Genomic DNA, 25,302 nt, shown 5'->3' with positions numbered 1-25,302 from the left:
CTTTTCGTTTATTTGTTAGATTATTCAACGTATACCTTGAGATTCTTAATGACCATTTTAGGATCTTCATATTTATAGCTGATCTTGTCATTTTCTTTCACCTTACGAATACCCTCAAGTAGTATTTTTTCATCTCCTTTAAGTCCATCGCTGATGACATATAAATCTGGCATTTCGGCCCCAATTGTGATTTCTCGCGAATGCACCTGGTTATTTTTATCTAACACAAAAACATATTTCTTTTCCAAGACCTCATACGTGGCTTTTTGAGGAATGATAATAGCGTTATTTAAGGGGATGTTCATCTCAATGTTACCCGTTTCCCCATGTCGTAAAAGATTTTCAGGATTAGGAAAAGTAGCTCTAAAGGCAATATTCCCTGTTTCATTATTAAAATCAGCCTCAATTGTTTTGACAATTCCCGGATGTTTGAATAATTGATTATTTGCCATCAATAGGTTCACTTTCACCAAATTCTCCTGAGTCTTATTAGTCTTATAATTCAAATATTCAGCTTCTGGAACATTAAAATAGACCCACATTTGACTGTTGTCTGAGAGGGTTGTTAGTAAGTCACCTTCATTGATTAAACTACCTAATCTGACTTGGAAATGATCCATAATACCAGTGAAAGGAGCTTTGATTTCAGTGAATTGTAAATGGGTTTGCGCGAGCAATAATTCAGCTTTAGCCTTATTTAATTTAGCTTTAGCCAAAGCCAATTCATTCACTGATACCACATTTTTATCGCTCAACTGCTTGGTATTTTGATACTCAATAGCAGCAAAATCAGCTTCAGCTTGTGCTTTTTGCATTTCAGCATTATAGAGCATGGGCATAATTTTAAACATGATTTGCCCCTTTTTGACTAGCTGTCCTTCATCCACGTAAATATTTTGTAAATACCCTTTTTCCAGCGCTCTCAATTCAATATGCTGAATAGCGCGAATTTGACAAACATACTGGCGAGTAATGGATGTATCGGTCTTTAGCGTACTCGTAACGATGTATTTTGTTACTTCTTCTTTTTCTTCTTCCTTATGACTCGTGCAAGCAGTCAAATAGATGGCACAGCAGGCCACAATGAACATGATGAATTTATTCATTTCTTTTTCTAATAAAATATGTAATAATTGTTTTGACAGCTTGGTATATAGATACCAAGCTTGGTTTTTAGCATGAAGCTATTTTACGACTGATCTTGATCTAAAACCGCGTAAATAAATTGGAACGAAAAGGGGGTAATCAAATTAGAAAAACCTGATTCTTAATATATAAAGGGAGTTTTGTAAATGAAGGAAGGGAATTGGTGTAATGAACCTTCCTTGCGGATTTAAATACAGAATTTAAACCGGGTACACGAAATGAATTAAGAGAAGATAGATAGGATTTAAAGCTTTTTTTAAATCCTGAGCATTCTTCATCTTCTTCAATCTCAAAATCAACTAAAGGAGTGAAAGATTGATGGGTATTTACTGGATTTGCCAGTAAATGTAAATCCGAAAAAGATGTATTTGTAGAAAATGAAGATATACCCTCTTGGAAGGATATATTGGAAAAATCTAATTTATTAAAAGATTGCTTATGTGCGAAGCTAGAGGATAAAAATATACCAAAGCTGCATAGAACAGTGAAAACAAGGGCTACATGTTTGTTTTTAACTGATGAAAGCATAGAAAACGAATGGTATGTTAATTGTTTGCAAATGTAATAGCAAAACGTCAAATAAACATAATTATATTTTTCGAAACGAAAATAATTCTGTTTTATTATTCTTTCAAGAAGTAATTAGGATGAAATCAATTGATAATCAAGCTTTAAAGCTTTGATTTGATTTTTGCTTGGACTCGTTTTAACGTCGTTTTATTGATTATTAATATCCAAAACAACCTTAGTTGCTTTTCCACTCACAGCCAAAGTCATGGCATCCTCTATCCTATCCAATGGGAATCGTTCGGATATAATTTTGCCTGGATGAATTTTATTCTGAGCAATTAATTCAATGGTTTCGGCAAAATCATTGGGGTGGTCGTATATGATGGAAGGTAAAATGGAAATCCCTTCTCTAGCGATTTTTAAAGGTATAAACTGAGCTAACTCATTGGCTAGTCCTACTAAGATAATTTCAGATCCTCTAGGAGCTGTTTCTAAGATTAAATTAGTGGCCTTGGCTACGCCTACACAATCAAAAATGGCTACAATCTCTTGATTATATAAAAATGACTCTAAGTCTTCTTTGGGCAATATTCCTGCTCCCATGACCTTCGCCATGTTTTGTTTATCTTCATTTAAATCCTTTACCCAAACTTGGTAGCCCTTGGTCAGTGCTAGTTGGCAGAGCAATAATCCAATAGCTCCTAACCCGAATACTGCTATGTGTTGATTAGGTAAAGCAGAGCTTACTTGCAAGGCATGCACGGCAACGGCTAATGGTTCAATACAAACAGCATCTTCATCTGAGATGGAATCAGGTAATTTCCAGCAAAAATCAGCGTCTAAACAGATGTATTCAGCAAAACAACCGGGAGAATTTACGCCAATGACTTGTTTATTTGGGCAAATGTTTCCTTTATCTTGTAAACAAAATCGACATGAACCGCAGGGAATATTAGGTTCAATCACCACTCGTTGCCCTAATTGAAAACCAGTCACTTGAGAACCCATTGCCTCAACCCATCCAAGTCCTTCATGACCAAGAACAGTTGGAACGGGCAACAGTCGATCGCCTAGGAATAAATGTACATCTGAACCACAAATCCCGGTTGATTTCAATCGAATCAATATTTCATTCGCTTTTGGAATGGGTTTTTCAAGATTTTGGACCTGAATATAGTTTGGTTTTTCTAATACGGCAGCTTTCATAATTTTTGAGAAGGTAAGGTTCGAATGATCAAACCCATCACTAATAGTGGTAAAGAAAATAAAACAAATAATACGGTGTTACCCACGTGGCTATCTGATAAAATACCGAATACTGCCGGCCCTAAAATGGCTCCAAGCCGACCAATACCTACGGTGTAGCCCACTCCTGTAGCACGAATGGATGTAGGATAAATACGGGATAATATCGGCCAAATACCATTAAATCCGCCTTGAGCAAATACTCCAATGAACATTACTAATATGAATATTAGCACGGTATTAAGAGGTAAAAAGGCATATAATTGCATGACCGTAAAGGCCGAGAGCATGTAAATAAAATGGGTTTTCTTCAATCCGAATTTAGAGCCTAATGCACCAATGGAAGAAGAACCAATGGCTGCTCCAATATTGAGGGAAATGCCTACATAAGTAGCTAATTCAAAGGGCATTCCTGAATCTTTGGCAATGGTAGGAACCCAACTCATAACAGTATATAAGGTCATAAAGCCAAAAAATGCCGCTAACCAAAGTCGCCAAGTATTGGGTTTTAGTTCCTCTGTTAGGAGCACTTTAACTCCTTGCTCTTCTATTTTTTTACTTTGAAATTCCTCTGAATCTTTCATCACAAAGAATACCAAAACTGTCATCATAGCTGAAAAACAACCTGCTAGAAAGAAGGCATAATGCCATCCCTTTAAAGGAATTAAATCAGCACAGATGAGGCCTGTTAAAATGGCTCCAATGGGCCAGCCTGCTTGAATTAAACCTACATTAAAATCTCGGTATTTGTCATTTGAATATTCTGCCGCCGTAGTGGCAATGGTAGGTAAAATCCCTCCAATGCCTAAGCCTGTTAAGAAACGCCATGCCAAAATAGGTACATAGGCTTGTGCAAATGCCACGCCAAACATCCCTAGGCTTATCATGAGCAAAGAAATCAAAAAGATTTTCCTTCTGCCGTATTTGTCGGCCAATGGTGCTAATGAAAAGCAACCCAAGGTCATTCCAGCCAATCCTGCACTAAAAATATAGCCCATTTCTGTTTTGGATAGACCAAATTCCCGGATGATTTCAGAGCTAGAAAAAGACACAATTAAAACGTCTATTCCGTCATTGAAATTCATAAAAAAACATAAAGCCACCATTAAGACCTGAAATCCCGACATGGGAGCACTCGACTGTAGTTTGATTTGATCCTCCATTATTTTAAAAAACCTCCTTGTGGTTTAACTCCATTTTTAACCCAATTTCTCAATATGTCAAATGAAGTGGCCATTTGTTGAGGAGTAAAAGCACAGTGCGCCTGTCCATTGGTATATTTTACGGTAAAATATTGATCTTTTTGTTGCTGATGCACCATGTTTTCATAATTCACTACGGCATAACTTGGAGGAATTAATTGATCATAAATAGTATGAACTAAGAGTACAGGCTTATTGATGTTTCCAGTACGATCATAGCGAGAAAATAATAGATTCGGGTTTTTCGTGGCAGGTAAACGCTCCGCGACTTGATTAGTCAATAAATCATCAGGAAATCCAGTATAAACTGTTTGTAAGTTATCAAACGGATTACCTCCTAACCTGACAGCAATATCTCTTAATACATTTTGATTAAAGAATAGTGATCCCCCAAGGTCCTTTAATTTCAAATCAAATTTTTTGGCAAAGGCTTTAGCTAAAGTAGAATCTTTTTCCATGATAGCTTTCATAATTTGGCCAATCTTTGGACCAGCTTGGGCTAAATTGACATAACCTACTGATGAGTTAATGTCGAATATATCTTTTAAGCTGGGTATGATTCCTGGAAAAAGCCCATTAAAAGTTGCATACATATCGTATTCTTTTCTGCATTGAAGATAGGGTCTGGAAGCTAGTGGACATAATGGAAGAGCACCATGGTAATTTTCACCAAAGTTTTCCATCGTTCCCAAGGTAATTCCCCCTCCCATGGAATGACCTACCATAAAAGTTGAATCAGGTTTTCCCACGTTTTTGACAAAAGCTTGTCGTAACTCCTCCGTGGCATCGATGCCTTCGGGTAATACGAAGCCTACCGCAGGATAATCCGAAGCCGCAATGGCAAAACCACGATCAAGAAATACTTGTAATCGTTTTTCTAATCCAACATTGGATTCTTGAGGTTTTTGACCTTGAAATTGGTATCCATGGGCATACATGACCAATTTTTTATTCCAATTTTGGGGGATTAAGATTTGGTAAGTTCCTCCAAGTAAAGTTCCAACATCTTTTTTTTCAATTTGACCAAAGAGTGAAAAACTGGCCAATGCAAATAGAATTACATACTTCATGCTGAGTAGGATTAGGTATTTATAGGGTTTTGTCCATTTTTGAATTTCTAATTTACCATTTTTTCCTACGAATATTTATATCCTTATTCCTAAAAATAAACGAATGAGGTTCTTTGGGGATATCCATGCCCATTTTTGCAAATTGTGGAATCATGGATACAGGTCAATTTATTCCTGATTGTTTTTTAGATTTATCATTCAATAAACGAATTCATCTATGCGCAAACTACTTATTTTACTCTTTACTGTTCCTTTTTTTGCTACAGCCCAATCTTCTCAAGATAGCTTGAACATTAAGAAAATGGCCGATGAAATCATGAGGAATGGGAAAGCCTATGATTTATTGAGAGAATTAACCAAACAAATTGGAGGTCGTTTAGCTGGATCACCCCAGCAACAAAATGCTGCCATTTGGGGGAAAAGAAATTTAGAAGCTTTTCAGGTAGATAAAGTCTATTTCCAAGCAGTAAAAACCCCTAATTGGAAGCGAGGTGGAAATGATTTTGCAGCTATTTCTGCCGTCAATGGAAAAGCTCAATTGCGTCCTATGAAAGCACTTGCATTAGGAAATTCATTAGGATCCAATGGTTTAATTGAAGCGGAAGTCATAGCTTTTGCGAGTTTCGATGAAATGGAAAAACGGAAAGATGATATCAAAGGTAAAGTGGTTTACTTTCATAGTGTATTTGACCCAACCAAATTCCAGACTTTTAGAGCCTATGCTGAATCAGGCGTATTTCGTCGGGTTGGACCTAGTCGTGCCGCTAAATACGGAGCTGTGGGTGTCATGATTCATTCCTTAAGTACAGCTACCGACAATGAGCCGCATACAGGTAGTATGGTCTACGATGAGGCTTATCCCAAAATTCCAGCACTCGCTTTAGGGCCTGAAGATGCCAAGGAATTGTATGAATTATGTAAAAAATCGACGGTTCGAGTTCAGTTACAGACTTATGGATTTTTCCTACCCGATGCTGATGAAAACAATGTAGTAGCTGAATTAAAGGGCTCTGAATTTCCAGAGGAAATTATTACCGTTGGTGGTCATTTGGATAGTTGGGATATAAATGAGGGAGCCCACGATGATGGTGCGGGTATTGTGCAAACCATGGAAATTCTTAGGACAATGAAAGCCATCAACTATCGACCGAAACGGACGATTCGTTTTGTTTTATTTGCCAATGAAGAGAATGGTATGCGAGGAGGAAATGAATATGCCAATCAAGCAAAAATGAATCAAGAGAAACACATTTATGCTTTGGAAAGTGACGAAGGTGGATTTACGCCAAGATCCATAGGAATTAGCTGCTCCAAAGAACAGTGGAAGAAATTTCAAGCATGGTCTCCCCTGTTTAAGCCATTTGGAGGTGAACTGACTTTGGGAGGAACAGGTGCTGATATTGGGCCTTTGGTTAAAGTGAATCCTACCATCGTTTTATCGGGATTGATACCTGATAGTCAACGGTATTTTGATTTACACCATGCCAAAACCGATGTATTTGAGAATGTGAATAAAAGAGAATTGCTTTTGGGGGCAGTTAATATGGCCGCTATTATTTATTTGATTGACCAACATGGTACCAATCCTTAAATTTTAAACAAATCAATTTTGAGTAAAAATGAAGTGCATTTAGGTTTTAGATGTAGTTTATTGAAATAAAACAATATGAAAAAGTCAGTCTATCATCGCCTGTTATTACTCGCCTTCATTTTTAGTTTCAGCCTTTCTCCTGTTTGGGCTCAAAAAAATCAATTGAAGAACAGTCGGGTTTTAGTTTATACAAAGAACGGTGTAGGCTATGTGCATGATAATATCCCTTCTGCAGTAGCCTGTATACAAGAGCTAGGTGCAGAAAATAAATTTACTGTTGATGTATCTGATGATCCTGCGGTCTTTTCAGAGGCAAATTTGAAAAAGTACACATTACTCATTTTTACGAGTACCAACAATGATGTATTTGCTACGGATGAACAGCGTGTCGCATTTAGGCGCTATATAGAAGCTGGAGGAGGTTTTGTTGGAGTACATTCCGTGACGGGTACAGAAAGAAAATGGGCGTGGTTTAAAATGATGGTTGGTGAAACATTTACTTGGCATGCTAATTTCCAACAATTTTCATTAATTAATATTGACCCTAAGCATCCTGCAATGGAGGGAATTCCAAGTGTATGGACTAAAGAAGATGAGTGTTATTTTGGAAGAGAAATGTACCCCGGTATCCGTGTTTTGATGATGCATGATGTAAGCACTTTGGATAAAAAGCAATCGGATTTAATTCTTAAAAATGCAGGAACTTTTGGAGATTATTTTCCGGCTGTTTGGTACCAGAATTTCCAAGGAGGACATGTGTGGGTAACTACCTTAGGTCATGCAAAAGCGGATTACCAGAATCCCTTATATAGAAAACATCTTTTACAAGGGATTAAGTTTATTGCTAATCAACATCAAGGAATTGATTATAGCAAAGCATTTTCCACAGGGAAAGACGATAAATTAATGGTAAATGATAAGTTGTAAATGGGGAATTTTTAATTGTAAATGGTGAATTGTTAATTGTAAATGGGGAATGCTTGAATGACGATGGCCATTTTATGAATATGTACTCGTTCACTCAGGATAGTAAGCACTTTCTTATAACTAATCTCTAATAATTTATACCTAGTTTATTTCTTTTTTCTTTAATTTTATAGAAATACAAATTCGTTCCTGTATGTCTATAAAACTATCAATTTCCTTGTTTTTTATATTTCTTTTGGGCTCGCAAATTTCTATTGCCCAAAATTCAGATGATTTATTTAGTCAAGCAAGGACGGCGGCATTTGATCATAAACAATATACTTTGGCGAAGCAATTGGCCAAAGCTGCGATATTAAAATCTCCTGATTATCTTGAAATTCGCATTTTCCTAGGCAGAATTTACACTTGGGAAAAGCAAGCTGATAGTGCTAGACTTGAATTTGATAAGATTATCAAGTTAAATCCTCAGGTGGAAGATGTTTATATAGCTTATTCCAATCTTGAGTTTTGGAATGATGATACGGAAAAAGCGCTTAGTATATGTAATCAAGGGATGAGTTTATTCCCAAATTCTGTCGATTTGGCTATTTTAAAGGCGAAATTTCTGAATGATTTAAAAAAATGGTCAGAAGCAGATCAAGTAATCTCAGAAGTATTGACTAAGCATCCTAATCAAACCGAGGCTCGTGCATTAGCAACGAGAATTCGTGAAAATAGTGCAACCAACAGAATTGGGGTTAATTACACATTTGTGTCCTTTGATAAGCAATTTGCAGATCCTTGGCATTTGACTAGTTTAGATTACAGTAGACAAACTTCTTTTGGTTCAATTATTGGAAGAATCAACTATGCGAATCGATTTAATGGTAATGGGGTCCAATATGAAGTGGATGCCTACCCTCGTTTGTCAAATACCTTTATGGCTTATATAAGTGGAGGTTATTCACCTAACTTAGGCGTTTTTCCTCAAACTAGAGCTGGTTTTTCTCTTTATGCTAATCTACCCAAAAGCATGGAAGCCGAAGCTGGTTTTCGCTATTTACAGTTTGGAGATAATACCTGGATTTATACCGCATCTTTGGGGAAATATGTCAAATCATTTTGGTTTAACTTGAGAACTTATCTCACCCCATCTTCTGGCCAAGTAGGACAATCATTTACATTGACCACTCGGTATTACGTAGGTGGAACCGACGATTTTTTGAGCCTAGGCCTAAGTACCGGACTCTCACCTGATGATCAAAGGAATATTGTTTTAATCAATGCTTCTTCCTATAAATTACAATCTAATGGATTGACCTTGGCTTACCGACGATCCATTAATTCATTTCATATCATCAATTTAAAAGCTAGTTGGACAAATCAAGAATACCAGAGAGATACAAGAGGTAATTCCATTGAATTGGGTGTTGGATACATTCGTAGATTTTAGATATAATGAAGCAAAGATTTAAAAATAAATTTTTTTGGATCATTAGCCTGATTTGGCTAATTCCTTTAATGATGTTTTTATTTTGGTTTTTTACACCTTCCACTAAATGGGTGGCTGCAATTGTCGATAAATCGGTTTTAACACCAGCTGGTGATGAACATATTTCGTTTACCTGGTTATTGAATCAAAAAAGGTTGACAAAAACGAATGCAGATCGATATCAGATTGATCATGATTATTTTGGTTTTTTTCCAAAAGACAATGATAAATTTAGAATTAAGGGACTAGAAAGATTTTCTTCTAGCCAATTGCGTCAATTAAGTGAGGATGCAGATATGGCGTATTTTACAGATACTTATGGCATTTATAAACAAGAATGGTATCATAAAAATGTAGGAGAAACAGTTGGTTTTGGAATGCTATATGGTGGATTAAGTAAGCAGGATTTAGATTTTCTTCAACTAATGAAGGAAAAGAGAAAGTTAATTATCACCGAATTTAATACCATAGGCTCTCCAACCACTAAAGAGAATCGAGAGAAATTTGAATCGATGTTTGGAATGCGGTGGACTGGATGGACTGCGCGTTTTTTTGATAACCTAGATACCACCGTGAATTTGGAATTGCCGCATTGGATGATTAAGAATTACAATGCTTCCCATCAAGTCAAATGGAACTTTAAAAAATCAGGTATTGCATTTGTCAATGAAGAAGGAGGACAAGTTATTGTTCTAGAAGATCAGAATCATTTAACTAATCCAATTCCCTTTATTCGAAGTAGTGAATTGGGGCAAGTGAAGTTTGGTTTGCCAAATGAAATAAAATATCCATTTTGGTTTGATGTGATTGTTCCTGATACAAGGATTAACGTTGTTTTATCTGAATTTTCTCTAAAAACGAACGCTACAGGTTTGGCAGAATTAAAACGTAATGGTATTCCATCTACCTTTCCTGCTGTGATCATGGCCAAATCTGGGTATTCTCCATTTTTCTATTTTTCAGGGGATTTTTGTGATAACCCCATCCACATGTCAGCTTCCTATTTTAAGGGGATCGAAACATTTAAATTCTTGTTTTACAATGATAGAGACCCTATGGAAAGGAAAAGTTTTTTTTGGGAGTTTTATCGCCCTTTAATGAATCAGATTCTGGATGATGCCGTCAATAAACCCAAAGCATCAATTAATTCCGTATCGGCTAATTAGTGAATCAGGAACAATTTTTACACCCCGAATTACCTGAGAATTTTTCTTCTTGAATTGATTAAAAGCCTGCTTTAATTGATTCAGTTTTATATCATCACTTATTGGGCTTTCTTCCATGTTTTCAGTGATTTTGAAGAGGCTATTTCCATTGATATGATAGTCGTTCATGACAAAGTCAACCAAAGTTGATTTATTTTGCATGAGTGGATAATGATGGATATTCCTAAATGTTTTGATGGTATCAAGTCCATCTCCTATCCAGCTATTACCTGCTTTAGGGAGTTTTATATTGATTTGTTTTTCTAAGGTGGCTAATAAACTTGGCGCTATATCAAAATGAGTTGAAACTGAAGCAAATTGTGCCGTTCGCTTTAACATGGGTGAATAAATTAACAGTGGGACATGGTAGCGATCTATTTTGGTACTCATAGGTATTTCTGGTAATCGATGATCTCCCGTTATGATGAAAATCGTATTGGCAAAATCAGCTCGTTTGGAATAGGTCTGGATAAACTTTTTTATTGATTCATCTGCATACATAATACTCGAAAACTGATTCAAGAAATTGTTGTATTCAGCTTGTTTATTCTCATCTAGACCTATTTGTTTCATCCTAGATTTCGCCATTTGGATGTATTTATCCTGATTCCTAATTAAAAAGGGATCATGTGTAGCTATCGTCAAAATGACATTTAGCTCAGGTTTTTTTAAGGTAGATTTACTTCTATTCTCAAAGTATAATTGATATAATTGATCGTCGGAATAGCCCCAAGTGAAATTTTGTGCCGTAGCAGGTAACTTGGTGTATCCAGCTGGAAATGATTTTTCTTCTATAATTTGATCGACATGATTGTTATCCAAATAGGATTTCATTCCATCAAATTCCGTTTTCCCTCCATAGTAGAATGAAGTTTGATATCCATTTCTTTTTAAAATAGTATATAAGGAAAGGTGTTTAGGAATATCATTTCCCATTTCCAAAATGCCATTTTTACCAAAGGGCATAGATCCCATTAATGCAGGAAGTACAGCGAATGTTCTACCTCCAGCACTCAGTATATTTTTCCAATACAAGCTTTTTCCTGCAAGCGAATCAATAAATGGCGTAAAATTCCCTAAATACGCTCCATCATTTGTAAATGCCCTCCCCAATCCTTCTACAAGTAGAATCACGATATTAGGTTGTTTTTTTAGTGGTTGAAAGAAAGGAGATAATACATCTGGAGCAACATTACTGTGATAAAATGGATATTGATTTTCAAAAGGATATTCCATTTTAGCTACCGTTGAAGCTATCCCATCAAAATCTCCAATATAAGCATCGGAATAAATATCTATTTCTTCATTGGAGTTAAAAAAATACTCTGAACTTGATGATAAGAAAAAAGCTGTTTTGTTTTTGATTAAGTTGTTTTCATATTCAGTTGGCATGTTAAACCCAATGGAATACAAAGGAGTAAAATAGAGAAATATAGATGCCAAAGGAAAACCAATAGCCATGAATGGTCTAAGTTGTAGCTTGTTTAACAGGTACCTAGTAACAACAAAAAGCAAGGCTAATAATCCAAAAAATAGTAATAGGATAATGATGTTTAAACCAGAAGTAGATCCAATAATTTGCAGTATATCTGTCAATGAATAGCTGAATAAGTCAGAACCTAATGGAACAAGTGCCGTATTGAAATAATCCATTAAGGCTAATTGAATGGCAAAAAATACCATCAGGCAAGTTTGGCCAATGATGATGGCCAATTTTTGAGAAAAATAGGAAACAACTAAGAAGATAAAGAATAAACCAAAAAGATCAGATATCCAAAAAATGAGATCATTAGCAAAGGCAAATATAATTACTTGAAATATCTGGGAAGGATACTGTCTATTGATACTATTAATGACGATTTCTAAAATACTCAAGAAAAACATCGAAAATAACCAAACTAGAGCTAAGCGACTAAATAAATGACAAAGCAACAAAATATTAGCTTTTTGATCTTTCATGTTTTTAAACAAGGAATTCATAGTCGAGATACTTAATTTTTACCACTAGTTAAATGGTTTGAATTTATCATAGTGTTAAGTAAATATAAATCACGAGCTTCAATAAGCTTTCATTTTTAGAAGATAATTATCTCATTGGGATAGATATATTTTATTTTTTCTTTACATTTTGGAAAAAATATATCATGGATAAAACGGCATATCAATCCATTGACCATTATATAGAATCTCAAGATGTTGATAAACATGATCGCTTACAAGTGATTCGGAAGATCATGCAGCAATTAATCCCCGAGGCTGTTGAAGTGATTTCCTACCATATGCCCGCATTCAAATTGAAAGGGAAGATTGTGGCTTATTTTGGAGCATTTAAGGACCATATTAGCTTGTTTCCTCATGCTAGTTGCATTGAAGCCTTTCAGGATCAATCCAAAAATTATGTCATGTCCAAAGGCACCATCCAATTTCCTATGAACAAGGAATTGCCCCAAGGGCTAATTCGGGAAATGATACAATTTCGAATTCAAGAGATGGAGCTTCAAATAAAAATGAAAAAATCAAAATAGTTATTTAAACCTATCATAAACAATGAAAATAAATCGTAGACATTTTATTCAATCTGCCGGACTTATTCTGGGAGCAGCTAGCCTATCGTCATTTACTTGGGCTTTGGGAGATGAACCAGAGCTTTGTCGAGGAGGCTATTTTACAGAAGCCGAAGGGAAAGCATTTTTAGAACAACATATACCTGCTAGTCTTAAGGCATGGAATAAGCGTTCAGAACAAATCATTAAGCAGATCAAAGTGGGAATGGAGTTGAACAAAATGCCAGCAGCGCCAAAATCCACACCAATAATTCATAGTAGAAAGGAATACAATGGTTATACCATTGAAAATGTAGCCTTTGAAAGTATTCCAGGTTTTTATGTAACTGGGAATTTATATCGTCCTGCTGAATTAGTTTCGGGTAAAAGCTATCCTGGAATTTTATGTACACATGGACATGATGGTGCAGCAGAAGGAAGATTTAGGGAACAAACTCAAAGGAGATGTGCTACGCTTGCCCGTATGGGTGCCATTGTATTTGCATATGATATGCTTGGATATGGTGATTCTCAACAATGCACACATAATATCAAGAAGTCACTCAAGCTGCAGACAATCAATGGTACACGGGCCTTGGATTTTTTGATGAATTTACCTCAAGTAGATGCCGAACGTATAGGCATGACAGGTGAATCCGGTGGAGGCACGCAGACTTTTTTATTAGCTGCTTTAGATAAGCGAATTAAAGTAGCTGTACCATGCGTGATGGTTTCTGCTCATTTCTTTGGAGGATGTAATTGTGAAAGTGGAATGCCCATTCACAAAAAAGGAGAATATCAAACCAATAACGTGGAAATAGCCTCTCTTACGGCTCCAAGACCCATGCTGTTGATTTCAGACGGGGCAGATTGGACAAAGAACACTCCGAATGTGGAATATCCTTTTATCAAACATATTTATTCTTTATTTCAAAAGGAGACTTTAGTAGAAAATGTCCACCTAGCCAAAGATGTGCACGATTATGGAGTGAATAAGCGATTGGCCTTATATCCTTTTTTAGCTAAGCACTTAGGTTTGGATATGAGCCTTATCTTAAATAAAAAAGGGGAAGTGGATGAAAATAAATCGGTCATTTTAACGAATCAAGAACTTCGTGTTTTCAATGCCCAGCATCCTATTCCATCCAATGCCCTGCGAGGAGATGATGCGGTGATGGCGATGTTGTAGAATGAAGAATGTAGAATGGAGAATGGAGAATGAAGAATGGAGAATGAAGAATGGAGAATGAAGAATGAAGAATGAAGAATGAAGAATGAAGAATAACGGGTAAATTATGTCTTTCTTTTCTATGTATGATAAATAACAATTCTACATTCTTCATTCTACATTAAAAGAATCTTCCCATTCCTTCCGGGAGTTTCATAAGCTTGAATGGCTTCTTGGAATTTTTCTAATGGGTAAGAGCTCGCTACGTCAACTTGAATACTTTCTTTACTCAAGTGCTCAAAAACAGTCTTAATAGCTGTTTTTTGCATTAGTGGACTAGTGTTTTCCATCCAACTAGTTAACCAAAATCCTTTGATCGTCAGGTTTTTAAAAATGAGAAGTCCAGAGTTCAATGGAATGTTGTCTAAACTAAGAGAGCCAAATACGTACATAGTCCCTCCTATTTCTAAACTAGATAGGATTTTGCCCGCTAATTCTCCTCCTACCGCATCAAAAATTGCTTTAACTCCTTGGGGAGCATTTTCTCTCATTATACCACCGACTTTCTCATTATCCGTATTAATTACCAAATCAGCCCCCATTTGATATAAAAGCTCCTTTTGAGAATCCTGTCGAACGGTAGCTGCTACCCAAATACCTTTTTGTTTGGCCATTTGTATCACTAATTTACCCCAAGCCGACGCTCCTGCTGTAATCAATAGTTTATCACCTTCTTTCAATCCACTTTCTTCTAACATGGCATAGGCTGTTAATGGATTGATAAAAGCCTGACATGCAATTTCATTTGACATATTGGCAGGAACAGGAACCACAGAGTTGACTGGGGCGCAAACATATTCTTTCCAAGTACCTAAAGCCGTAAATAATACGCGAGTACCCACAGGATACGTTTTCAAGCTATCGGTGCTTTCAATGATTCCGACAGCCTCAAATCCCGCACTACTTGGTAGTTTCGGCTGAATGCCATATCGACCTTGAATAAACATGATGTCAGATGGATTGATGTTTCTAGCTAGCACTTGAATTCTAACTTCATGAGCTTTGGGTTCAGGCATAGGTGCATCGACCAATCTTAGTACATCTTTCGGTAATCCAGTTTGTTCAAAAATGACTTGTTTCATTTCGCTATAAATTGGTAAGAAGAATTAAAAAGGAATATAAAAAAAATCATTGAAAGACTATCTAAGTCTTGCTTAGAATGCTTAAATTGTTTCTTAACAAAATATTATTTATGCACCCATTTACTTTATTTTCCTTGGAGGGAAAAGTCGCTTTAATCACAGGAGCTAGTAAAGGCATTGGTTTAAGTATAGCGGAGGCTTTTGCTCAAGCTGGCGCCAAAGTGGTCATTAGTAGCAGAAGACAAGAGTCTTTGGATGAGATGGCATTAGAGCTTCGAGAAAAAGGATTGTTGGTGGAAGCAATTGCCTGCCATGTAGGACATATGGATGAATTACAAGCTTTGGTAGATCAGACGATCGAGCTGTATGGGCAATTGGATATCGTGGTAAATAATGCCGCAACAAATCCAGTTTTTGGTCCTGTTGAAGATACTAGCTTAGAAGCCTTTGATAAAATCATTGAAGTGAATTTAAAAGCTCCTTTTCAATTGATGAAGATCTGCTTTCCATACCTTAAAAAATCTGATGGCGCTTCAGTGATTAATATTTCATCCATTGGTGGATTATCTCCAGAGCCAGGTTTAGGTATATACAGTGTCAGTAAAGCCGCCTTAATTTCCATGACAGAAGTATTTGCCAAGGAATGGGGAGAACATGGCATTCGTGTCAATACTATTTGTCCTGGATTAATCAAAACAAAATTCTCAGAAGCACTTTGGGATAATGAACATATATTAAAACACATGATGAAAAGCCTACCTATCAAGCGCGTGGGTAAACCTGATGAAATAGCCGCAGCTGCTCTTTATTTGGCTTCTGAGGCATCTTCATATACAACAGGCACCGTTTTAACTGCCGATGGCGGATTTACGATTTAAACCCTATGGAATCAATACCATCTATATTTTTATCAGAACGAGTTTCCAAGCTTTTGCCTCGTTACCAGCAATTTGTCCAAGAACATCTTAGACCGCTAGAACAAGGCGCGATTTATGGTTCATTTAAGGCTCATTTATCAGCTTTACATGAATTAAGGCGTAAAGCTAAGATGGAAGGATTATTTGCGCCACACCTATCTGTAAAGGAAGGGGGATTTGGCCTTAGTCTATTGGAGTTTGCTTCTATTTCGGAAGTATTAGGTCAAAGTCCCATTGGACATTATGTGTTCAATTGTCAGGCTCCAGATATTGGAAACATGGAACTGCTGCACCGATTTGCCTCGGAAGAATTGAAAGCAAGGTACCTGCATCCACTACAAAAAGGAGAAATACGTTCATGTTTTGCCATGACGGAACCAGAGCATGCAGGAAGTAATCCAATTCACCTTTCCACCCGAGCCGAATTGGATGGAGATGAATATGTCATAAATGGACATAAATGGTTTACTTCTTCTGCCGACGGAGCTTATTTTACTATAGTGATGGCTGTGACGGATCCTGACAATACGAATCCTTATCAAAGGGCCAGTATGATTTTAGTACCATTAGATAATCCCGGATACCGTCTGATTCGAAATATTCCTATCATGGGCGATGTCGGAGAAGATTATTTATCTCATGGAGAAGTTGAATTTAAGGATTGTCGAGTTCCTAAATCAAACCTTATCGGTGAAGCTGGCTCAGGTTTTGCTTTAGCTCAGGAAAGATTAGGACCGGGTAGAATACATCATTGTATGCGCTGGATTGGAATCTGTGAAAGGGTGTTGGAATTAACATGCAAAAGAGCTGCAACTAGGGAATTAAATCCAAACCATGTATTAGCAGATCAACAAAGCATTCAGCATGGTATTGCTGAAAGTGCTGCAGAAATAAAGGCATCTCGTTTGATGGTTTTGCAAACAGCCTATTTGATTGAAAAATATGGTGCTAAGGCTGCCAAAGAGGACATTTCTACCATCAAGTTTTATGTTTCTAATGTCTTGATGCGAGTGATTGACAAAGCAATTCAAGTGCATGGTGCACTGGGAATCACGGATGATACCATATTATCTTTTTGGTATCGACATGAACGAGGAGCAAAAATCTATGATGGTCCAGATGAAGTTCATAAGACTGTATTAGCGAAAAGAATTATTCAATCTTATGCCGCTCGATGAACGATTTAGCCAATTCTTCCTTATTGGAATACTTATCGGATCATTTACATGTTCCCATATCAGAAATTCAATTAAAGCCATTTAAAGGAGGTTTCTCAAATTTAACCTTTGGATTAGAAGCTCTTGGTAAAAAATGGGTTTTGCGGAGGCCACCTTTGGGAAAGAAAATATCCAAAGCGCATGATATGGCCAGAGAATTTAGAATTTTGGAAGCCTTAGAAAGAGCAGGATATCAGAAAATACCTAAACCTATTCTCTGTTGTGGGGACGAGAGCATTTGGGATGCACCTTTTTTCATCATGGAACATGTAGAGGGTCCTATTTTACGCAATAAAATGCCGGAAGGGCACCATCTAACGCCTCATTTTTTTAAACAGCTTTCAGCTAAATCATTGGATGTATTGCTGGAGTTACACCAATTGGAACTGGAGAAATCTGGTTTGGGAAATTTAGGAAAGCCAGAAGGATTTGTTGCCAGACAGGTTCATGGTTGGGCAGATCGCTATTCCAAGGCCGAGACAGAAGAAATCTTGGATATGAATCATTTGGCAGCTTGGTTACAAGATCATATTCCTATTGAAGAGCATATTGGATTCATTCATAATGATTTCAAATACGATAATTTGGTTTTATCCAATTTTGAGCAACCAGAAATTAAAGCAGTACTTGATTGGGAAATGGCCACTGTGGGAGATCCATTAATGGATTTAGGAACAGTGTTGGCCTATTGGGCGGAGGCAAATGATCCTGAGATTTTAAAAATGTTCAATTTATCCTATGCAGAAGGGAATTTTACTCGTGCGGAGGTAATCGAATATTATGCTCAAAAGAGTGCATTGAATCTAGATAATATACATTTTTATTATGCTTTTGGCTTATTTAAAGTAGGTGTAATTGCTCAACAAATTTACCAAAGACATGTACAAGGTTTTGCCCCTGATCCTCGCTTTTCGGCATTGATTCACGTTGTTAAAGCCTGTGGAAAATTAGCTGTTCAAAGTATTCTAACTCATCGGATTTAATATGGAAATCAAATATGTATGTATTTTAGGTGCAGGTACTCTTGGCAGCCGAATTGGTTTTCAAGCTGCTTTATCGGGTTTTTGGGTTAAAATTTATGACATCAAAGAGGAATCATTTATTCTTTCTCAAAAGATGATTTCCAAGATTGCTAAGGGACTTTTTGCTGCTGAAACATATTCAAAAGATGAAATAGCCGCAGCTTTAAATCGATTGAGCTATACATTAAATGATGAGGAGGCAGTTGCTGAGGCCGATATCATTTCAGAGTCTGTTACGGAAGATTTAGCGCTCAAACAACAAGTATGGGCAAGAATGGCACAAATTGCTCCTGAAAAAACGATATTTACGACTAATACTTCTTATCTACTCCCCTCCTCTTTGGCTGCATTTACAGGTCGCCCCACCCGTTTTTGCGCTTTTCATTTTCACGATGTATTTTATTCGAAAATCGTGGACATTATGCCGCATCCTGAAACTGATGCTGAATTAATACCCATTTTGGATGATTTTGGGAAGAGACTCAAACAAGTACCCGTTTTAGTTAAAAAAGAAAATCATGGCTACCTGTTTAATGCCATGTTATTATCGTTTTTGGGAGCTGCTGGAAAACTATTGGTGAATGAAGTGGCAACGATTGAAGACATCGATAAATCTTGGATGGTGAATTTTCATGCACCTATGGGTCCTTTTGCCATTTTGGATTCCATTGGTTTAGATACAGCTTGGCATGTCACCCATCAATTACCAGATGCTAATTCGAAAGCCTTTGCTGCCTTGTTAAAAACCTATGTAGATGCTGGAAAACTAGGTGAAAAATCAGGAGAAGGGTTTTATAGGTATTAGAATGTAGAATGAAGAATGTAGAATTATTACTTCCTAGACAATGAAGAGAAATATCTAAATAAGCAGCTATTTTACATTCTACATTTTGCATTCTACATTCTACATTCTACATTCTTCATTAATTACTCCGGATGATACACCCTCTTCGCTTGTTCAAGCACCGTTTTTTTATCTAGTGTCATTGGCTTAACTTGTTGAGCTTGGTAAAGAGGTCTTTGGTCAGCAAAATGAGGGCTAGTAGGATTAGAACTTGCACCAAAAGTATTGATTGATTCAATAAACGGAAGTCCTCCATCTTTGGGGAATCGTACAAATTGGATATAAGCATCTCCACTATTCATTCTTCTTTTTCCACCTTCCATCTCAACGGACATAACAGCCGCTAAAACATCGGGCATACCCCCTTGTGCCCAATTTTCTTTTCCTCTAACAAGTCGTTGTACATCACCTAGTGCCAAATCTGTACGCTTGAAATGTTGCATTAAAGTCTTTTGAATATATTCAAATACTTGAACTGCTTCCGCTGAAGTCAAAGTTTGATCTTGTCGACCTGCCATGATTTTAGGCACTTGATAATACGCCATCAAATAAATCAATGCTCCCTGACTTTCAGGTGAGGCCACATGATCCCAAGCTTGTAATTTCTCAATCAATGGTTGAATATGTGGATATTGGGCAGCATTTAGCAAAAACAAGGAATCAGCTTTATATCCATAAGGAAACAAGATCTTCTTCGGTAATTGTCTGTCAAATTTGATCCGCTTTAATTCTGTGTAACTGATTTTATCCTCCGCATCCAATAATTCCTTAGCTCGAGCACTTCGGTTGTTGTGATATAATTCATAGCCATCATTGGCATCAAAATCCTTGGGATTCAGATTTTCCTGATCTGTAGTTGCCAAGAAGGGAGAATGATTGGTATTAAATAAATATCCACTTTTAGGATTATGGTATTGTGGTAAAGCAGAAAATGGTTTAAATGAAGTCCACAAACTGGATTTGGTATTTCCAGCTATAGTAGATGCCCAATTAAACTGTTTATCTGGATTCCGAAAGGGTATTTTACCATTGGAAACATAGAAAATATTACTTTCTTTGTCTGCATAAAGTATATTAAACATGGCCAAATGGTTTTCTTCCAAGGCTTTTTTGAATTCACCGAAATTATTGGCTCTATTCATGTGATACCATTGTTCCAACGCTTTGGAATCCATCAAAGAGGGTAATCGCATCGAAAAATAGGCCCCTTGTGGGCCCTTGACGGTTGGTCCGTAGATGGAACGATAAGCCATTTTGCTGATAGAAATTGGAAGACCTTTGATTTTTAGTTTGATTTTTCTTTTTTCCAAAGGCAACCATTCGCCATCCACTTGATACATTCCTGGATGTTTAGAATCGGTTTTTAATTGATAGACATCTATTTTATCTTGAAAGTTGACCGTATGCGCCCATGCTAGATTAGGACTAGTTCCGTGAAAAATTAATGGGGCACCAGGAAATAAGCCACCTAACATATTCCAGCCTTCCTCACTCTGTAAATGTGCCTCATAGAAAGCGGTAGCTCCTTCAATAGGTTGGTGCGCATTTATCACTAGCATGTTTTCGCCACTTTCGGATTTAGAGGAATGAATGGCAAAAGAATTACTTCCTTCTCCTGTAAATCCTGGTAAAGTGGCAATACTACCATTGAGAAGTTTAGGTAATGTCCTTTCTACTCCACAAAATACGGCTACTGAAAAAACGGTGGTGGATAAATATTCCTCTACACTGATAGGAAAAACATGTTTATTTAAGACTTCTTTAGGATGAGCTTCTGCATAGGCAGTTAAACCTAACAAGTATCCTTTGATTAGCATAATGAATTTTGGGTCCATCGTGCTAATTTGATCTTCCACCAATTTTTTAGTTTGAAGAAGGCCAAATACATAATCCACGGGTGCCCCTTTCTTTCCTAAATAGGTACCCAATTTGCCTTTTCCAGTTAGAATTAAAGTTTGTATGGTCTTAAAATCATCTTCTGCATGTGCCCAAGCCAATCCATAGGCTACTTCTGGATCCGTTGGGGCAAAAATATGAGGGACTCCATAGGAATCCCTCGCAATTTGAATTTTCTCTGTTCTAATAATGGGAAAAGAATAGGTTTGCGCGATGACATTGACGTGAACCATCAACATAAACGCGAGACAAGCTATTCCTGAAATGCTTACTTTCATTTACTATTGGGGTTACTGATTAAATTAGCAAATAAGCGATATGCTCCTGGTATGCCAGCAGGTAATTCACGGAAGAAAACTAGTCCAGTATAAATGAATCGACCTTTACCATATTTGGCTATAGCAATATTTCCTTTTTCAAGTTTTTCACCTGGATCTGTAAAACCCAATGGAAATTCTACATGGGGATCATTGGATTCTCCTAAATAAATGCTGCGTTCCTGTACCCAACCTTGGAAATCATCGACTGAGATTTTATTGGGTTGATTAAATACAGCATGATTAGCTAGTAAAAACTCGGGCTGAGCATTTTCTCGAGTAATTCTTGAGCGTCCCACTTGAAATGGATAAGGAGCCATCTGAGACTTCATTGGACCTAAAAAACTGGCAGTATTATATTGAACTACATAATTCCCTCCATTCTCGATGTATTTCATCAATTCTGGATGAGCATTGCCTAAATAATCTTCCGTATTGTAGGCTCTAACCCCAGTCACGACGGCATCATATTTCTTTAAAGATTCAAATTTCAAATCACTTTCTTTCAAGAAGTCCACTTGATAGCCCATTTGCGATAAAGCTTCAGGAACCTTATCTCCTGCCCCGCGAATGTAGCCTATGCGTTTCCCTTTACTAAGAATTGGGCTATGAATTATATCCAAACCTACTCCAGTAAAATATCGCTGTGTTGGAATATGAGCATATTCAATGGTGTGAAGTTCTAAAGAGTCAATCCAGTTTCCTTTCTCCGTGGAATAAGCTAAGGATAATTGGTGATGAATTTTTCCAGTTCCTTTCAAAGAAGATTCTTGAAATGATATGTCAAAGGATCTTTTCTCCCCTTTTTTTAATCCTTTTTCCAATGAAATATTGGCCAAGGTTTCTCCTAATTCATTTTTAATTTGGACACTACCTGGGCTTATCGTTGACATCGCAGTAATATTCACCAAGGTATTTTTATTTGCTTTAGAGCCGATGGGCAATAAAAGTACGTTAGAACTTAACGAGAAAACACTTTTAGGAGTAATGGCAATAGGCTGATAAATCTCTCCTTTTACTGGATCCACAAACATTTGTTGAATGGATTTTTCTAGACGAAAAGTTTCACCTTCTAATTGAAAGCTTAGTTGAACAGTAACAGCTGGATCTACATCAGCTTGTCCAATTTTCATAGGATCTTCTACTACAAAATTGCCTGAATTTCTTGCTTTTTGTAACCAATATGGTTGTGTATAAGCTTGATTTACAGGTATTTTAGATGTCCATATAAGTTTTCTTGAGCTATTTATTTTACCAGCAAATGTGGTGTCTTTTTGAAGTACTTTTACTTGAACATTTTCTAATGTCAATGGGCTTCTTAAAATAATTTCAGTTTTGAAATTCATGGTATCACCCGTCGCAATGGTGCTTTGCTGAGTCGTTCCTGAAACATATAAAGCTGCGGCTTTCAAAATCCAATTATTGACTTGAACCAGTTTCTTCTGCTGATAGGTCGATTTTGGTAGAGCTTCAATGGATTTTTTCAAAGCAATCATGGCTTTTACACTGGCATAAGGCTTTTCCCACTGATATGATTGAATGATATCTTTCAACTGAGCTTCTACTGATTCTGAACCAGGGATTCTTGACCAGGAAGTCGAAACACCATCCCACAATTGTTGTTTTGGTGCCTCTCCTGCTAAGGTTTCAAAGTATTCGGTGCTTAATCCTCTATCAGCAGCAAATCCGAAGCCTTGGCACTTGTGTTGGCTTCTACTTAAAGCAGCCAATTCACCAGTACTTACGCCAAGAGCTGGCAAATAATTTCCAATTTGGATTTTAAACTGGTTTTCATTGATGGTATTATTCGCTGAGCCAGGAAAACGGAATGTATTCCAAAGCAAGCGTTTCGCTTGCCAGGTTTGCACTCCCCTGCTTAATTGCTCAGGAAAGCGCTTAGGGTCAGCTGCTGCAGTATATGCCTCAATGGCTAAGGCTGCCGATGCTGAATGGTGTCCATGGCCAGCTCGAGCATCAGGAGGGAATCTGGTGAAAATAATATCGGGTTGTAGTTTCCGAATTACCCAGACCAGGTTGGACAAGATTAGTTCATGATTCCAAGTACTTAATGCTTCATCCGTGGATTTAGAAAAGCCAAAATCCAAAGCTTGAGAAAAATATTGATGAGCTCCATCTATTTTTCTAGCGGCAAGCAACTCTTGAGTTCTTAATAAACCCAATGGAACGCCTTGTTCATCTCCAATTAAGTTTTGTCCTCCATCACCTCGAGTACAGGAGAAATAATTGGCTTCCCAATGCTGTTCTTGAGCAAACCAAGTCAACATGTGTGTACTTTCATCGTCCGGATGCGCTGCTACGTGCAGAACGGTTCCTAAAACTTGAATGGATTGTAAATCCTCATATAATTGTGCGTTGGTTTGCTGTGCAAAACTTGAAAAACTACTACAGGCTAATAAGTAAAGAAAGATTTTTTTCATGGATATAGAATAGGCTTTTGTTGATTTGTTTAATTATCCCAATTATCAGTACGGAAAAGATTAACAGGTAATCCTTCTCGACTGAATAAATTAGGTATGGCATCGTTGGTAAAGGAATATCGAACAGCTACTGGATTAGGAACCTCTGGGGATGAAACGACAAGTGTATTTCCATCAATTTTGCCTTGGGCTGGATAGAATTTCTGATCTTCTCCTGCAATCATTAAATGAGATGGATCTCCACCTTTGGCAACTAATTTGCCATTTAATTCTCTAAAATAAATGCGGATTTTGCCCTTTTCTACTCGATGTCTGTCGTATTTAGGGTAAAAGATAGGGCCAGCTTCTTGGCCATAATTTTTCACTAATGCCAAACTGGCGAAACGATGTGCGACTTCAATTTTTTGTGTTGGGTGAATGTTGCTCACATCGGGAACTAAATCACTCAAAACCACCATGGCAGTCTTTTCTATGCCCAAATTTTTCGTTTGAGCTTCTCTCAATTTAGCTCCAAAATTATTTTCTCCATATTTGGAATATGGGGCAATTTGTGCAAAATAGAACGGAAAGTTATTCTTGAATGCTGTTCTCCATGAGCTAATCATGGTTTCCATTAGTTCGGCATAGGTTTTATATTGTCCTACATTACTTTCTCCTTGATACCACAAGGCTCCTGCAATGGTATAAGAAGTGATAGGCGCAATCATGGCGTTGTAATTTAAGCCGGGATAAACGGACCAAAAAGAATTAGGTCTCAATTGTTTAGCGGCTTCCCACAGATTAGATTTTTTTGCTAATATATCCTCAGGAGTCCAAACTTCTGCGGGTGTTCCTCCCCAATTGGAATTAATTAATCCCATAGGTACGCCTAACTTTTGGTTTAATTCCTTACCAAAAAAGTAACCAATGGCTGAAAAGGATTTCATAGCTTCGGGATTACAGACTACCCAATGTGCTCTGACATCTTCTTGTGGATATGAAGATGTAGCTTTCGGAATATAGAAAAATCGAATATCCTTATTGTTGGCATTAGGCATTTCATCCAAGCTTTCTTGGAGATTTTGATCCCCACTCCACTCCATATTACTTTGACCAGAGAAAACCCAAACTTCTCCAAATACCACATCGGAGACTTTTATGGAATTTTTGCTTCCCTGAAATTCAATTTGATGGTTTCCTCCAGCAGCAGGTGTAGGAATTTGAATACTCCACTTTCCTAAAACCGATTTGGCTTTAAAATGAGTTGTATCCCAATCCACATTGATCTTAACCGTTTCAGTTGGATTCGTAGTCCAACCCCACAAGGTAACCTTGCTTTTTTGCTGCAAGACCATGTGATCTCCAATGATAGCAGGCAATTGTACATCAGCGCGAGCAATAAAGCCAGCGCAACAAAGTACCAATGAATAAAATATCTTTTTCATTCTTGTT

At 37.1% G+C, this 25,302-nt stretch carries 20 protein-coding genes; 10 read left to right on the top strand and 10 right to left on the bottom strand.

The window, feature by feature from the left end; genetic code table 11:
- Window positions 1–20: 20 nt before the first annotated feature.
- The 5 genes from EWU22_RS09680 to EWU22_RS09665 form a co-directional block, all read right to left on the bottom strand.
- Window positions 21–1,106, bottom strand: coding sequence for an efflux RND transporter periplasmic adaptor subunit (locus tag EWU22_RS09680; RefSeq protein WP_130925367.1), 1,086 nt, complete (start codon window positions 1,104–1,106; stop codon window positions 21–23).
- A 139-nt stretch (window positions 1,107–1,245) separates the two neighbouring features.
- Entirely contained in the window at window positions 1,246–1,674 is a 429-nt protein-coding gene (locus EWU22_RS13510) for a hypothetical protein (protein ID WP_145962626.1), read from the bottom strand.
- A 189-nt stretch (window positions 1,675–1,863) separates the two neighbouring features.
- Window positions 1,864–2,862, bottom strand: a complete 999-nt coding sequence (locus tag EWU22_RS09675; protein WP_130925366.1) for a zinc-dependent alcohol dehydrogenase — start codon at window positions 2,860–2,862, stop codon at window positions 1,864–1,866.
- Window positions 2,859–4,064 carry an MFS transporter gene (locus tag EWU22_RS09670; protein ID WP_130925365.1) on the bottom strand — a complete coding sequence of 402 codons (1,206 nt, stop codon included), beginning with the start codon at window positions 4,062–4,064 and terminating at the stop codon, window positions 2,859–2,861. Before EWU22_RS09670 ends, EWU22_RS09675 begins: the two co-directional genes overlap by 4 nt.
- Window positions 4,064–5,173 (bottom strand): alpha/beta hydrolase family protein, encoded by a 1,110-nt coding sequence (locus tag EWU22_RS09665; protein ID WP_130925364.1) that lies wholly within the window; start codon window positions 5,171–5,173, stop codon window positions 4,064–4,066. The genes EWU22_RS09670 and EWU22_RS09665 overlap by 1 nt, the downstream gene beginning before the upstream one ends.
- 217 nt (window positions 5,174–5,390) lie before the next feature.
- Here EWU22_RS09665 and EWU22_RS09660 point away from each other — a divergent pair, with 217 nt between their 5' ends.
- The 4 genes from EWU22_RS09660 (at window position 5,391) to EWU22_RS09645 (ending at window position 10,328) form a co-directional block, all read left to right on the top strand.
- Entirely contained in the window at window positions 5,391–6,764 is a 1,374-nt protein-coding gene (locus EWU22_RS09660; protein ID WP_130925363.1) for a M20/M25/M40 family metallo-hydrolase, read from the top strand.
- Window positions 6,765–6,839: 75 nt separating this feature from the next.
- Window positions 6,840–7,691: a ThuA domain-containing protein gene (locus EWU22_RS09655; RefSeq protein ID WP_130925362.1), complete on the top strand. Its 852-nt coding sequence runs from the start codon at window positions 6,840–6,842 to the stop codon at window positions 7,689–7,691.
- A 193-nt stretch (window positions 7,692–7,884) separates the two neighbouring features.
- The gene (locus EWU22_RS09650; protein ID WP_130925361.1) at window positions 7,885–9,123 is read left to right on the top strand and encodes a YaiO family outer membrane beta-barrel protein; all 1,239 of its coding nucleotides are present in this window, start codon (window positions 7,885–7,887) and stop codon (window positions 9,121–9,123) included.
- A 68-nt stretch (window positions 9,124–9,191) separates the two neighbouring features.
- Window positions 9,192–10,328 carry a hypothetical protein gene (locus EWU22_RS09645; RefSeq protein WP_231962872.1) on the top strand — a complete coding sequence of 379 codons (1,137 nt, stop codon included), beginning with the start codon at window positions 9,192–9,194 and terminating at the stop codon, window positions 10,326–10,328.
- On the opposite strand, the gene EWU22_RS09640 is transcribed toward EWU22_RS09645, so the two are convergent.
- Entirely contained in the window at window positions 10,302–12,326 is a 2,025-nt protein-coding gene (locus EWU22_RS09640; RefSeq protein WP_161566826.1) for an LTA synthase family protein, read from the bottom strand. The two genes, EWU22_RS09645 and EWU22_RS09640, sit on opposite strands and share 27 nt — an antisense overlap.
- Window positions 12,327–12,511: 185 nt before the next feature.
- Here EWU22_RS09640 and EWU22_RS09635 point away from each other — a divergent pair, with 185 nt between their 5' ends.
- Window positions 12,512–12,892 carry an iron chaperone gene (locus EWU22_RS09635; RefSeq protein WP_130925358.1) on the top strand — a complete coding sequence of 127 codons (381 nt, stop codon included), beginning with the start codon at window positions 12,512–12,514 and terminating at the stop codon, window positions 12,890–12,892.
- A gap of 22 nt (window positions 12,893–12,914) precedes the next feature.
- The gene (locus EWU22_RS09630) at window positions 12,915–14,099 is read left to right on the top strand and encodes an alpha/beta hydrolase family protein (protein WP_130925357.1); all 1,185 of its coding nucleotides are present in this window, start codon (window positions 12,915–12,917) and stop codon (window positions 14,097–14,099) included.
- 155 nt (window positions 14,100–14,254) lie between these two features.
- Here EWU22_RS09630 and EWU22_RS09625 read toward each other — a convergent pair whose 3' ends face one another.
- The gene (locus EWU22_RS09625; protein WP_130925356.1) at window positions 14,255–15,220 is read right to left on the bottom strand and encodes a zinc-dependent alcohol dehydrogenase family protein; all 966 of its coding nucleotides are present in this window, start codon (window positions 15,218–15,220) and stop codon (window positions 14,255–14,257) included.
- 110 nt (window positions 15,221–15,330) lie between these two features.
- Between EWU22_RS09625 and EWU22_RS09620 the strand changes: the two genes are divergently transcribed.
- From EWU22_RS09620 to EWU22_RS09605, 4 genes are read left to right on the top strand one after another with little or no spacing between them, the layout of a single operon-like run.
- On the top strand, window positions 15,331–16,098 hold the full coding sequence (locus EWU22_RS09620) for a glucose 1-dehydrogenase (protein WP_130925355.1): 768 nt from the start codon (window positions 15,331–15,333) through the stop codon (window positions 16,096–16,098).
- A gap of 5 nt (window positions 16,099–16,103) precedes the next feature.
- Window positions 16,104–17,315, top strand: a complete 1,212-nt coding sequence (locus EWU22_RS09615) for an acyl-CoA dehydrogenase family protein (RefSeq protein ID WP_130925354.1) — start codon at window positions 16,104–16,106, stop codon at window positions 17,313–17,315.
- Window positions 17,312–18,337 (top strand): phosphotransferase family protein, encoded by a 1,026-nt coding sequence (locus EWU22_RS09610; protein WP_130925353.1) that lies wholly within the window; start codon window positions 17,312–17,314, stop codon window positions 18,335–18,337. Before EWU22_RS09615 ends, EWU22_RS09610 begins: the two co-directional genes overlap by 4 nt.
- A gap of 1 nt (window position 18,338) precedes the next feature.
- Complete coding sequence (locus EWU22_RS09605) at window positions 18,339–19,181, top strand: 3-hydroxyacyl-CoA dehydrogenase (protein ID WP_130925352.1); 843 nt, start codon at window positions 18,339–18,341, stop codon at window positions 19,179–19,181.
- 122 nt (window positions 19,182–19,303) lie between these two features.
- Here EWU22_RS09605 and EWU22_RS09600 read toward each other — a convergent pair whose 3' ends face one another.
- The 3 genes from EWU22_RS09600 to EWU22_RS09590 are packed head-to-tail and all read right to left on the bottom strand — an operon-like array spanning window position 19,304 to window position 25,295.
- Window positions 19,304–21,394 carry a penicillin acylase family protein gene (locus EWU22_RS09600; RefSeq protein ID WP_130925351.1) on the bottom strand — a complete coding sequence of 697 codons (2,091 nt, stop codon included), beginning with the start codon at window positions 21,392–21,394 and terminating at the stop codon, window positions 19,304–19,306.
- Window positions 21,391–23,871 (bottom strand): PIG-L family deacetylase, encoded by a 2,481-nt coding sequence (locus EWU22_RS09595; RefSeq protein WP_130925350.1) that lies wholly within the window; start codon window positions 23,869–23,871, stop codon window positions 21,391–21,393. The genes EWU22_RS09600 and EWU22_RS09595 overlap by 4 nt, the downstream gene beginning before the upstream one ends.
- Window positions 23,872–23,900: 29 nt before the next feature.
- Window positions 23,901–25,295, bottom strand: a complete 1,395-nt coding sequence (locus tag EWU22_RS09590) for a sialate O-acetylesterase (RefSeq protein ID WP_130925349.1) — start codon at window positions 25,293–25,295, stop codon at window positions 23,901–23,903.
- Between the last annotated feature and the right edge of the window lie 7 nt (window positions 25,296–25,302).

Source organism: Aquirufa nivalisilvae (assembly GCF_004307455.1).
GTDB classification, from domain to species: domain Bacteria; phylum Bacteroidota; class Bacteroidia; order Cytophagales; family Spirosomataceae; genus Aquirufa; species Aquirufa nivalisilvae.
This window is presented reverse-complemented; position numbering and strand designations above follow the sequence as displayed.